This window comes from Campylobacter sp. IFREMER_LSEM_CL2101 (assembly GCF_025771825.1).
Taxonomy (GTDB): Bacteria; Campylobacterota; Campylobacteria; order Campylobacterales; family Campylobacteraceae; genus Campylobacter_D; species Campylobacter_D lari_C.
In genome coordinates, this window is sequence record NZ_JAKMQZ010000008.1 from 45,684 (window position 1) to 58,412 (window position 12,729).

13 protein-coding genes are annotated in these 12,729 nt (G+C 30.6%); 11 read left to right on the forward strand and 2 right to left on the reverse strand.

Translation table 11 applies throughout. The annotated features are described in order from the left end of the window. The 7 genes from pyrE to L8V88_RS06070 all read left to right on the forward strand — a co-directional run bounded on the left by pyrE (position 1) and on the right by L8V88_RS06070 (position 5,429). On the forward strand, positions 1-609 hold the full coding sequence (gene pyrE / locus L8V88_RS06040; RefSeq protein ID WP_263727243.1) for an orotate phosphoribosyltransferase: 609 nt from the start codon (positions 1-3) through the stop codon (positions 607-609). Continuing rightward, the gene (locus tag L8V88_RS06045; protein ID WP_263724439.1) at positions 609-1,025 is read left to right on the forward strand and encodes an RDD family protein; all 417 of its coding nucleotides are present in this window, start codon (positions 609-611) and stop codon (positions 1,023-1,025) included. Before pyrE ends, L8V88_RS06045 begins: the two co-directional genes overlap by 1 nt. Next, positions 1,022-2,044 (forward strand): ribonucleotide-diphosphate reductase subunit beta, encoded by a 1,023-nt coding sequence (locus L8V88_RS06050; protein WP_263664043.1) that lies wholly within the window; start codon positions 1,022-1,024, stop codon positions 2,042-2,044. The genes L8V88_RS06045 and L8V88_RS06050 overlap by 4 nt, the downstream gene beginning before the upstream one ends. A 123-nt stretch (positions 2,045-2,167) precedes the next feature. Then, positions 2,168-2,335, forward strand: coding sequence for a hypothetical protein (locus L8V88_RS06055; RefSeq protein WP_039619427.1), 168 nt, complete (start codon positions 2,168-2,170; stop codon positions 2,333-2,335). A 10-nt stretch (positions 2,336-2,345) separates the two neighbouring features. Continuing rightward, a complete protein-coding gene (locus L8V88_RS06060; RefSeq protein ID WP_263692707.1) occupies positions 2,346-3,863 on the forward strand; it encodes a disulfide bond formation protein B in 1,518 nt (505 codons plus the stop codon). Positions 3,864-3,953: 90 nt separating this feature from the next. Next, positions 3,954-4,583: a protein-L-isoaspartate(D-aspartate) O-methyltransferase gene (locus tag L8V88_RS06065; RefSeq protein ID WP_263727263.1), complete on the forward strand. Its 630-nt coding sequence runs from the start codon at positions 3,954-3,956 to the stop codon at positions 4,581-4,583. A 105-nt stretch (positions 4,584-4,688) separates the two neighbouring features. Next, positions 4,689-5,429, forward strand: a complete 741-nt coding sequence (locus tag L8V88_RS06070; RefSeq protein ID WP_263727244.1) for a carbonic anhydrase family protein — start codon at positions 4,689-4,691, stop codon at positions 5,427-5,429. Between the two features lie 11 nt (positions 5,430-5,440). On the opposite strand, the gene L8V88_RS06075 is transcribed toward L8V88_RS06070, so the two are convergent. Both L8V88_RS06075 and typA read right to left on the reverse strand, forming a co-directional pair. After that, entirely contained in the window at positions 5,441-6,073 is a 633-nt protein-coding gene (locus L8V88_RS06075; RefSeq protein ID WP_263727245.1) for a poly(A) polymerase, read from the reverse strand. After that, positions 6,073-7,881 (reverse strand): translational GTPase TypA, encoded by a 1,809-nt coding sequence (gene typA, locus L8V88_RS06080; protein ID WP_220567072.1) that lies wholly within the window; start codon positions 7,879-7,881, stop codon positions 6,073-6,075. The genes L8V88_RS06075 and typA overlap by 1 nt, the downstream gene beginning before the upstream one ends. A gap of 127 nt (positions 7,882-8,008) precedes the next feature. On the opposite strand from typA, the gene L8V88_RS06085 reads away from it, so the two are divergent. From L8V88_RS06085 to L8V88_RS06105, 4 genes are read left to right on the forward strand one after another with little or no spacing between them, the layout of a single operon-like run. Further along, positions 8,009-8,347, forward strand: a complete 339-nt coding sequence (locus L8V88_RS06085; RefSeq protein WP_039619431.1) for a hypothetical protein — start codon at positions 8,009-8,011, stop codon at positions 8,345-8,347. Positions 8,348-8,350: 3 nt separating this feature from the next. Next, positions 8,351-10,030, forward strand: a complete 1,680-nt coding sequence (locus L8V88_RS06090; RefSeq protein WP_263727246.1) for a flagellar hook-length control protein FliK — start codon at positions 8,351-8,353, stop codon at positions 10,028-10,030. A 51-nt stretch (positions 10,031-10,081) separates the two neighbouring features. Next, the gene (locus tag L8V88_RS08020; protein ID WP_412175268.1) at positions 10,082-11,089 is read left to right on the forward strand and encodes a flagellar hook capping FlgD N-terminal domain-containing protein; all 1,008 of its coding nucleotides are present in this window, start codon (positions 10,082-10,084) and stop codon (positions 11,087-11,089) included. Positions 11,090-11,093: 4 nt separating this feature from the next. Further along, positions 11,094-12,719 carry a flagellar hook protein FlgE gene (locus L8V88_RS06105; protein ID WP_263677507.1) on the forward strand — a complete coding sequence of 542 codons (1,626 nt, stop codon included), beginning with the start codon at positions 11,094-11,096 and terminating at the stop codon, positions 12,717-12,719. Positions 12,720-12,729 lie beyond the last annotated feature (10 nt).

The following is a 12,729-nucleotide window of genomic DNA, read 5'->3' on the forward strand; positions in this document are numbered from 1 at the left end:
ATGAACTTAGAACAAATTTATAAAGATTGTGGAGCATACCTACAAGGACATTTCTTGCTTAGCTCAGGAAAACACTCTGAGTTTTACCTTCAAAGCGCTAAAGTTTTAGAAAATCCAAAACTAGCAGGTGAGCTTTGTGATGAGCTTGCAAAAGTTATTGCTAGTTTTAACATTGAATTTGATAGTATTTGTTCTCCTGCTTTGGGTGGAATTTTAGCAGGTTATGAGCTTGCTAGAGCTTGCGATAAACGCTTTATTTTCACTGAGCGCGTAGAAGGAGTGATGAGTCTTAGACGTGGTTTTGAAGTAAAAAAAGGCGAGAAATTTATCGTTTGTGAAGATATTATTACAACAGGTGGTTCTGCACTTGAGAGTGCAAAAATCATCGAAAGTTTAGGTGGAAAAGTAGTAGGTTTTGCAGCTTTAGCAAATCGTGGTTTTTGCGCGGTAAAAAATTTAAATAATCCAAGAAAAGAAAATGCAAAATTGCCTGAAAACTTACCACTTTTTGCACTAGGAAATTTTGAATTTGATATTTATGAAGCAAATGCTTGTCCACTTTGTGAAAAAGGCACCAAAGCTATCAAACCTGGTAGTCGTGGAAACTAATGAAAACTAAAGCAAAAATAGCTACTCGCTTTTTAAGATTTAAAGCTTTTTTGATTGATCTATTTTTGCTTTATGTGCCTGTTTTATATTTATTTTATTTTACACTTGGCTCTAAAGAAGCCTTTTTAAACAATCAACTTATAATTTTTTTATGTTCTTTGCTTTTTGGGCTTTTACAAGCCTTATTTTTAGCAAAAAAAGCTCAAAGTCCTGGACTTAAAGCTTATGATTTATATTTAATTGATCTTAAAAATGGCCAAAAACTTAATTTTTTTAGAATACTCTTACGCTATATGATTTTTATCGTAAGTTTTGGTTTATTAATCGGCTTTTTGGTAAGTTTTTTAAGAAAAGATACTTTGGCTTTGCATGATATTTTAAGTCAAAGCGTTATTGTCACAAAGGTAGAAAAATGAATAGAAAAAGAATTTACAACCCAAAATCAAACGAAACTTTAAATGATAGAAAAGTATTTAATGGTAATCCTCATGGGATTTTAAATTTTACTAAAGCAAAATACACTTGGGCTTTAAAGCTTTGGGATTTAATGGAGGCAAATACTTGGTTTCCAAAAGAAGTAGATACAACCAAAGACGCGCTTGATTATCGCTGTAATCTAACCGTAGCAGAAAAAAGAATGTATGATTTAGTTTGGTCTCAACTTATCTCAATGGATAGTTTTCAAACAAACAATCTTGCTGATAATATTAATCCTTACATCACAGCACCTGAAATCAATGCAGTTTTAGCAAGACAAGCTTATGAAGAAGCAAACCATTCAAAATCTTATGCAGTAATGGTTGAAGCAATCTGTGAAAATACAGACTTAATTTATGAAATGGAAAAACATGATGAGACTTTAAGAGAAAAAAATGATTTCATTTCAAGCATTTATGAAGAATTAGCCGGTGAAGTGGATGATAATAAACTTTTGCTTGCAATGGTAGCAAATCAAATCTTAGAAGGAGTATATTTTTATAGTGGTTTTACTGCTATTTATGCTTTAGCGCGTGCAGGGAAAATGCTAGGATCAGCACAAATGATACGCTTTATACAAAGAGATGAGATTACACATTTGTTATTATTTCAAAATATGATTAATTCTGTACGCAAAGAAAGACCTGATTTATTTAATGACACTAATGTAAATAAAATCTATGATATGTTTAAAAAAGCAGGCGAACTTGAAATTAAATGGGGTAAATACATCACTCAAAATCAAATCATGGGCTTTACAGATGATATTATAGAAGAATATATTCATTATCTTGTTGATCAAAGACTAATTGCTATTAATCTTGATAAAATCTATAATGCAAAACATCCTATTAAATGGGTGGATGATTTTTCTAAATTTAATGATCAAAAAAGCAATTTCTTTGAAAGCAAAGTTACAAATTACTCCAAAGGAAGCTTAAGTTTTGATGACTTCTAAGTCACAAAACTACTCATTTTTTATACTTTTTAAATCAAATCTCTTTTTTAATTTAATATTTTATTTTTATTTATTCTAATATAGTAAAATCGGCGGTTTTTATTTTATTTATAAGGAGTAATTATGGAGTTTTTAGAACTTTTGTTAATCTTTATCGCCATAGTTCTCATGATAGTTAAACCAGAAAAAGAAAAACTAGCTTTTTCTATACTTGTAATTTCATGGGCTATTATGGTATTTGACTATTTAGGTCGTAAATCAGGCGCAATCTTAGGCCTAATGAATCTATAAGGTGGCAAATATGTGTGATATTAACAAAACTAAATTCTTTTACTTTTTAATGTGTTTAGCAGGCTTTTTAGTTATCTTAATGCCTGTTGGAACTGCAAACTTAATTTTTGGCTATATGCTAGGTGATAGCCCTTGTACTTCTTGTTGGGGTCAAAGAGAATCAATGATTTTCATCGGTGTAGCGGCTTTATTTATTGTGCGCTATGGTGTGAAAGGTAAATTTTTAGCTTTCCTTTTAATCGCAACTGCTTTTGGTTTATGGCAATCATTCAACCATGTTAGTTGGCATGCGCATCGTGATCTTGATCAAGGTTTTGGCTTACCTATTTTTGGCTTACATACTTATTTTTGGGCTGAAGTAGTATTTTGGGCTGTAGTTTTATTGCTTGGTGTTATTTTTGCTTTTGCTCCAAAATTTGGTTCTTTTGAAAAAGAAATGGAAGGAGCTAGCTTTAGAAAACTAACCAAATTTAACTTAGCTGCTATGGTTATTGTTGCTTTTATCGTAGCTTCAAATGTATTCCAAGCTTTTGTAAGTACTGGTCCTATCCCATATAGCGGACAAGGCGATCCAGTTCGTTTTAGTTTAAATCCTAAATACATCATTTGGTCTGATTCAGGTTGGAGTAAAAGCTGGAAAAGTTTCTCTATACTTGGAGCACGCGATGTAAAAGAACCTGATTTTGCTTTTGCACCTGCTAGCGAGAAACTAGGTATTCAATTTGATAATAATATTAGTAATGCTCCATTTGCAAATATCGATGAGAGCTTAAAAATAGCTAGCGAAACCAAAATAGAATTCCCTAAAGCTATCAATACACTTGATTATATCAATGGAGAGTATGTTGCAAGTTCAAAATGGGAAGTATTTTTCCTAGATAATAATTTTAGCACTAAAGTTGATTTTGTTTTAGATCCATATTTTTCAGCTACAATCAACCCTATCGTAGGAATTATCCCTTATTTAGATAACAAATACATCTTAATGGGTTCTAATAAATCTTTCTTAAGATTTGCTCAAAATCCTAACGCAGATGATGCTTTACAATATGCACACTTTATGAAAGGTGCAGATAAATTTGAAGGAACTGGCAAGGATTTGGGTCGTGGTAGAATTGATACAGTTAGAGCTAAATTCCACCATATCTTAAGTACAACTACCGATGGAAAATATATGTACACAGCAACTGTTCCAAACAATAAAGACGCAAAAACTTTTGTAATTTCTAAAATTTCTTTAGCAGATAGAGTTCTTTCAGCTGAATTTACTCCTAAAGCTAACTTAAAAGAAGGAAAAACTTTAGGCGATCTTTATATAACTTCAATGGCATTTAAAGATGGTAAAATTTATGCATTAAGTAAAAAACATAATGTTATTGCTGTAATTGATCTAGATAAAGAAGAAGTTGTAAAAACTATTTCTTATCCAGAAAATATAACTAACGCAAGAAGCTTATTCTTTAAAGATGGCAAAATGCACATCTTATCTTATCAAGATGGATCAAACATCCTTTATACACTTGATTAATCTTAAGGCGTTTTTACGCCTTAAGGATTTTAAAGCTAGATAAATAAAATTTAAGATAAAATAACGCTTTTTATCAAGGAGTGCTTATTGATTCATATATTTGAACAAAAACAATGCCAAACTATGGCAGAAGAAATTCGCAAAAATACTTTCATCAATGAAGAATTATTTGAAGCTTTTTGTTCTACTCCAAGAGAAATTTTCTCACCTTTAAAAATGCATGCTTATAGACTTGATGCACTTCCTTTAATGGGTAATCAATGGATAAGCTCGCCTTTAACCGTGGCTAAAATGACTATGGCGCTTGATTTTAAAGATGCTGATAGTGTTTTAGAAATAGGTTGTGGTAGCGGGTATCAAGCTGCGATTTTAAGTAAGCTTATTAGAAGAGTTTTTACCATAGAGCGCATTGAAAAACTTGCGATTAGCGCTATAGAAAAATTTAAAAAACTAAACTATGCTAATATTCATGTAAAATTTGATGATGGGCAAAATGGTTGGAAAAATTATGCACCTTATGATAGAATTTTACTCTCAGCTTATATAGAGCATATCCCAAATGTATTATTTGATCAACTTGAAAACAATGGAATTTTAGTAGCTCCTTTACTCATAGGAAATCAACAATTCATCACTAAATTTACCAAAAAAGATGATGAGATTAGCAAAGAAGTTTTAGATGAATGCCTTTTTGTGCCTATTAAAGATGGTAAAGAATAATCTTGCTAATTTTTAAGATAAATATTTAATTTTAATATAATTATTTTTAAACATAAGCTTTTTATAGGGGATGTTTTTTTATAATTATGCTAAAAAAGGAATATTATGAGTTTTAAAAAAATACTTTTTGGTTTATTTACCACTAGCATGCTTTTTGCCTATGAGCAAATGCCTCAAAATGCCTCACATGGAAATTTCATAGACAAAGACAAATGGAAAAATTTAGATAAAAACTGGATTTATTGTGAAAGTGGTTTAAATCAAGATTTTATCAATATAAACAGTAAAAAGGCTACAAACAAAAATCATTCTTTAGAATTTAACTACTCAAATGATTCTTTTGGCTTAATAAATGATGGTTATACCATAAAAATGCATTTTGCAAGCAATGGAAGTCATATCATGCTAGATAATACAGCTTATAATTTATCTCATTTTCACTTCCATAGTCCATCAAAGATTTCTATTGATAAAAAATCTTATCCTTTAGAAATTCATTTTAGTCATGTAAGTCAAAAAGGTGATATAGCAGTGGTTGTGCTGTTTTTACAAGAAGGTGCGGAAAATCCTTTTATTAAAAAAATCATCCGTGCTTTTCCTAAAAAAGAAGGCGATAAACTTTATGTTCAAGGCTTAAGTGCTAATGAGTTATTACCAAACAATCTTCAATCTTTTTATATCTTTAAAAACAAACTCAACAAGCCTTGTAATCAAAAAATCACTTGGATAGTTTTAAAAGACATAAGCTATGCCTCTAAAGAGCAAATCCAAACCATACAAAATTTAATGGGAAAAAATGAGAATTTAAAAATACAAGAAATTAATAATTTAGAACAAAATGATTAAGTAAGCTAAACTTAATCATGTATAAAAGCTTGAATTTTTTCTAAATTAGTTCTAAAAAGTTTAAAATTTAACTCGCTTGAAATTTTTAAATCAGCAAAAAAAGGATTTTTCAAACTTGCTATGAGCAAATAATCATCTTTTTTCAAAACTCTTTGTGTAGAAAATTCTTTATCCTTTACTTTTTCAAAAATACTTTCATTTGAGTTAATATCTTCTTTTAATTTCTTACTATAAAGCAAAATTCCACAAAAGAAATTCCCAAATTCATCTTTAAATTTCACATCATAAAGAATAAAATCATCAAAAATAAAAGAATTTTGAGAATGATAAGTTTTTAAAGAAAAATCAAAAGTAATTTTTTCAAAATCTTTTTGATCAAAGCCTTGTTTGTCAAATTTAGCATTGTTTTGCTTTAAAAATTCCTCACACATTTTAAATACAAGCTCATTGCGTCCCCACATAAGCTTTCTTCCTAAAATTCTAAAAAACAAAACTCCTGCTAAAACAGCAAAAAACAAAGCTATAATCACATCCTTACTAAATTGAAAAGCAAGAAAAAATATAACCAAAGCTTCAGCAAATGCTAAAATTTGCAAAGCTTTGAGTCTTTTATTTAAAGCTTGTCTTATGGCTTCAAAATCCATTAAGACTTAGCCTTTTCCATTCTTTTTCTTTGAGTAGGATCAAGATATCTTTTTCTAACTCTAATATTTTGTGGAGTAACCTCTACAAGCTCATCTTCTTCTATCCACTCTAATGCTCTTTCAAGGCTTAATTTTCTAGGTGGTACAAGCTTAATTGCATCATCACTTCCACTTGCTCTAACATTCGTTAAATTTTTACCTTTAATCGGATTAACATCTAAATCATTTGGACGCGAATGCTCACCTATAATCATACCTGTATATACTTTTGTTTGAGGATCGATAAACAATACCCCTCTATCTTGTAAATTAAATAAAGAATACCCTAGCGCAACACCATTTTCCATAGAAATTAACGCACCATTATTTCTTTTTTCAACTGCTCCACTAAATGGACGAAACTCTAAAAAGCTATGGTTCATCACACCCTCGCCTTTGGTATCTGTTAAAAATTGCGATCTAAATCCTATAAGCCCACGCGCAGGAATTTCAAACTCAAGTCTTGTTTGGCCATCTCCAGTTGGTGTCATAGTTTTCATTTCAGCTTTTCTTTTACCTAGTTTTTCAATCACAACCCCGGTAAAATCATCAGGCACATCAATCACTAAGTGCTCAAACGGCTCTGTTTTAACTCCATCTTCTACCTTAACGATAACTTCAGGTCTTCCCATACAAAACTCAAAACCTTCTCTACGCATATTTTCAGCCAAGATAGTTATTTGAAGCTCGCCTCTTCCGCTTACTTTAAATTTACCCTCACCTGTGCTTTCATATTTCATAGCAATATTAGTTTTCATCTCAGCTTCTAAGCGTTCTGCGATTTTATTTGAAGTTACATGCTTGCCTTCAGTACCCGCTAAAGGACCATCATTTACTGAAAATACTATACTTAAAGTTGGTTCTTCTATATGTAAAGGATCAAGTGGCATAGGGTTGTTTGGATCTACAACGCTATCTCCTACATCTAAAGCTTCAAAACCTGCAATCGCTACAATATCGCCTGTCCCTGCTTCTTCAATATCCATTTTTTCTAGACCCATAAAACCAATAAGTTTTGAAATTCTTCCATTGATTTTAGAACCATCTGCCTTAGCAAGCATTACATTTTGATTTTTCTTTACTTTACCATTAAAAATTCTTGCAATTCCTATTTTACCAACGAAATTATCATAACCTAGAGTAAAAACTTGAAGCTGTAAAGGATTTTCATCACTACCACTTGGAGCAGGTACGCGCTCAAGTATAGTCTTAAACAACGGCTCCATATTAGTGCTTTCATCTTCAAGTGCAAGTTTTGCATAACCATTTTTAGCAGCTGCATAAACCACTGCAAAATCAAGTTGCTCATCATTTGCCTCTAAAGCCACGAAAAGATCAAAAATTTCATTGATTACTCTTTCAGGATCAGCAGCTGGTTTGTCAATTTTATTAATAACAACAATAGGTTTAAGCCCTAAAGATAAAGCCTTTTTTACCACAAATTTAGTTTGAGGCATAACCCCTTCTTGCGCATCAACTAAAAGCAAAACTCCATCAACCATTTTTAACACACGCTCAACTTCACCACCAAAATCAGCATGGCCTGGAGTATCTATGATGTTTATTTTGGTGCCTTTATAATTAATAGCAGTATTTTTAGAAAGTATAGTAATACCTCTTTCTTTTTCTATATCGTTGCTATCCATTACGCGCTCTGCTATTTGCTCACGCTCGTTAAAAGTTCCTGATTGCTTTAAAAGCTCATCTACCATTGTTGTTTTACCATGATCAACGTGAGCTATAACGGCTATATTTCTAATATTATCCAAGTTTTTCTCCAAAGTCTTAAATTTAAAATCTAATATTATATAAAAAAAATGCTTAAAAATTAAGATTAGCAAATTGGAACACTTGTTGCTTTTGTCTTGGATAAGAATTATTTTTAAGGAGAAAAATATGTCAAACCTAAATACTCAAATCTTTAACGCTAACTTAGAAAAACAAGGAACTTCAGTTTTAAATAGTAAGCATTTTATGGAACTTTTAAATTATTTAGAAGTTGTAAATTCAAACGAAGAAAAAGAACTAAACTATGCAAAGCTTTCAAGCAAAGTAAGTGAAATTTTAGATGATGCTCATAATGAAAATGCAGTTTTAAATGCTAAAAATATAGAAGAATTGTTAGTAATATTTAAAAACTTTAATCTTTCTCATGAAAATTTAAAACTTGATTGTGCAGCACAATTACAAAATTTATTTCCAAATTTAGCAAAAAATAATTTTTTAGTAGGTTAATTAATGTCAAATATCCAAGCAGGCGATGCTTTAAACTTACTAAGCATCGCTCCACAAAATGAAAATCCTAGCAAAGAAAGTACTAATTCACAAAGCGATGGAGAGGAATTTTTAAATTCCTTATTGCAAGCAATAAACGAAAAAGATGGAAGTTTACCAAAAGACTTTAAAGCACCACAAAAAGAAAATAAAAACGAGAGCTTAAAAGAAGCCATTGATGATAAAGCTCAACTAGATGAAAAAGATGCTATAAAGCTTTTTGAAGGTGCAAGTTTTATGCAAATTCTTTCTTTATTAGAGGTTTTACAAAGCGATAGCAAGGATATAAAATTAAATAAACTTGTCCAAGATAATACTGCTATTTTAGCTCTTGAAAAAAACTTACACAAGCTTAAAAATATCAAAAATATTAATGAGCTTTTTAATATAGCAAAAGAGCTTGGATTAAATATCAAAAATATAAAATTTGAGCAAATTAAAGATTTAAAAGAAGTCTTTCCAAATCTTGACAAAAAAGGCTTCTTTAAAACACCAAATTTAAATAATAAAGACTTAATTGAACCACAAAAACAAAACAATACTAATGTTTTTCAAGATTTAATCAATCAAAAAATTACCAAACTTTTAAAAGAAGAACCAAATACAAGCAAAAATGCAAAAAGCAAAGAAAATGAAGGTGTTTCTTTGCTTTCTTCTGCTTTAAAAAACATAGAACTTCCAAAAAAAGATGTAAAAGCAAAAGAAAATATTCAAAACATAGATTTTAAAGAAAAACTAGTAGAAAAAATACAAGATAGCAAAGAAATCAAAGACACAAAAAATATAAAAAATATTAGTAAAAATGATAAACTAAATGATATTGAGCTTATCAATCTAACTCAAAATCCAAACTTAAAAAAAGAAATTAAAAACAAAGAAAAGATAGATTTTAAAGAAATATTAAAAAATGAAAAATTAACCACTAGCGAAGATAGCTTTAGTAAAAAAATAAGTTCTGTTTTAGAAAATTCAAAAGATTTAAAAACCGAACTAACAAATACAAAAAATATCCAAAATTTACAAAATCAAAATCAAGATTTGAAAATTAACTTAGAAAATTTACTAAACACTCAAGACAAACAATTAAAAACAGACAAAAATACTCAAAACACAGACAGTTTTAGTGATATTTTTAAAAGCACTAAAGAAGTTATAAAAGATGAAAAAGATCATAGCGAAGAAAATTTAAATTCTTACGTGAAAGAAATGAATAGAGTTTCTAATAATTTTGTAAAAAATCAAAATATTCCTATGAAAGAAACTTTCAATGATTTTGCTCAAGAATTTAAAGAAAAACTAGAAAGTTATAAAGCGCCTATAACACGCTTTAGTATAACTCTAAACCCACACAATCTTGGAGAAGTAGAAGTAACTTTAGTCCAAAGAGGATCTAACCTAAACATCAGCTTTAATTCTAATCAAAATACTTTAAATCTTTTCATACAACATCAAGCTGAGTTTAAAAATGCTCTTGTAAATATGGGCTTTACAAATTTAGAAATGAATTTTAACAACCAAGAAAGAAAAGAGCAGAATAATCCACAAAAACAAAAAAACAATAATAATAAAGAAGATAAGGTGAATTTTGAAAAAGAAATTCAAGAAAAACCAAGCTTAGAGATGGTTTTAGCTAAATATTTTTAGTATGGAATATTTTTTGCTTTAAGCTTTAAAAACATATAAAAAAGGATTTTTATGTCAAATATAAATACACAAACTCTTCAAGGTCCTTTAGCAGCACTTAACACCAAAGATATGCCAAATGCTAAAGGAAATGCTAGAGCTGGGGAAGGCGATAGTGGGTTGATTTATAACCCTGGAGCAGAGCTTGACAAGGATGCATTTTTAAAGCTTCTTTTGATAGAACTTCAACATCAAGATCCAACTGATCCTATGGATACTGAAAAAATGCTTACTCAAACAGCACAACTTTCAGCACTTGAAATGCAAGATAATACTAATAAAACTATGACTCAGCTTGTAGTAGCAATGACTAAATTACAAAATTCTATTGCAGCAAGTACTGGTATGAGTGCATTAGCTGCGGTTGGAAAACTTGCAACGGTTAAGGATAATTATCTTGTAGTGGCAGATGATGATATACAATTTCAAATTAATATGTATTTACCACAAGAACCACAAAAAGGTAAAAAGACTGATATTGATATTGAAGGTTTTGAACTTAAGAAAAATGGTGAAGATAAACTAGATATCACAGGTAAGGTAGATAAAGAAATAGCAGGACCTGGAGAAACTATATATGTAAAATTAGTTGATGATAAAGGCCAAGAAGAAACTGTTAAAGCAGTAGTTGGAGAAGATCAAACCTTTAAGGTTATAGGACATACTCCAAGCGTTGATATCAAAACAGCTAAGATTGATTCAGCTTATAAATCAGATAGTGAACCTGTAACATTTACTATTTATAATGAAGCAGGCGATCCTGTAAGAACAATGAAAGTTAAAGATATGACTGCAGGTATGAAGCAAATTGTTTGGGATAGAACCGATGATAGTGGAAATCCTGTACCATCTGGCAAATACTATGTAAGAGCAAGCTATATAGGCGAAGATGGAACGACAGTAAACTCAACTTACGGTGCATACCCGATTACCGGTGTTAAATTTGAAGATGGCGAAGCTCTAGTTGGTATGGGCGGTAGCTGGGTTAAATGGGAAGATATTAAAGAAATTACAGGATAAAATCATGTTTACAGCATTTTATAATGGAGTAAATGGAGTAAAATCCCAAAGTTATGGTATAGATAATACTGCTCATAATATAAGCAATGTCAATACAGTCGGTTTTAAATACTCTGATGTAGCTTTCAAAGATGTATTTTATAGCACCATAACAACGCAATCCTATAATAAAGGTCAAACTGGTTATGGTAGCGTAGCAGGAGCTACTAATGATATTTTTGAACAAGGACCATTAGTTTCTACTGATAATGAATTTGATGTGGCTATTGCCGGAAAAGGCTTTTTTGGTGTAAGTAATGGCAATGGAGTTTATTATACTAGAAATGGTGCTTTTAAACCTGATGCAAATGGCTTTTTAGTAGATTCAAACGGAAATTATGTGCTTGGAACTATGAATCCATCATTAAAAGAAATTCAACTAAGCGATAGGGTTTCAAATATGTTTGGTCAAGTTATGGGACAAAAAGTTACCACAGCTTGGAGTGGAACACCTGGACAGAATTTCCAAATGGGTGGAGTTAATACTCAAGGACCTATTTCTGTACCTAAAAATCTTTATTTGCCACCTCAACCAACGCAAAATATCACTTGGAGTGGCAATTTAGACACAAGCACCAAAACAGAAGCAGTAAATGTAGATGTAGATGCTTCTAAATTTGAATTTAGTAAAAATGAAGATGGTAGTGTAAAAATTTCAGGTAGTGTAAAAGATGAGCAAATTTATGGCTTAAAACCTGGCGATACTATATATTTTAAAATTACTGATGAAAAAGGTGCTAGTCAAACATTACAAGCTACTTTAGATGAGAATTTAGCTTTTAGTATTGATAATCAAAAACTAGATAAAGTAGATTTAGAAACAGCTAAGTTAGAATCATCTCATTTAAGCGTAGAAAAAGAAGTGGCTGATAGCTCAGAACTTTCTGCAAAATTAATCAATCCTGATGGTTCTATTAGTTGGGTAAGAGTTAAATTAGATAGAGTTTTACCACAAAATGGCACAGACTTAGAATACAAAGCCGTTGCTCAAGTGTATGATAATGATGGCAATAAAATAGGTGGAACTACCGAGGGCTTAATCACCTTTAATGAAGCTGGAGCTTTAGTTTCTAATACCTTAAATTCAGTAGATAACAACGGTACAAGAGTTAATATAAATCTTGGTTCATATTATGATCCAAATATACCAAATTCAGGCTATGATGGACTTCATGCCTTACAAAACAAACAACCTTCAGTACATACACAAACAGATGGTAAAGGCGAAGGGTTTTTAAATAATTATTCTATTAACACAGATGGTACTATCATTGCCACTTTTACTAACGGCGATCAAATAGCTATGGCAAAACTTGCTTTGTTTAATTTTACAAACGAACAAGGCTTAGAAAAGCTAGGAGAAAATCTTTATGGACAAACTAGCAACAGTGGCAATCCAACCTTTTTGCTTGATGCTAATGGAAATTTCAGCACAGCAACCTTTAAAGGCTCTTATTTAGAGCAATCTAATGTAGATTTATCGGTAGCTTTTACAAATTTAATTACTTTACAAAAAGCTTATGATTCAAGTAGTAAAAGTATCACAACAGCTGATCAAATGATACAAAAAGCAATCAACATGAAACGCTAATTTTAGCCTT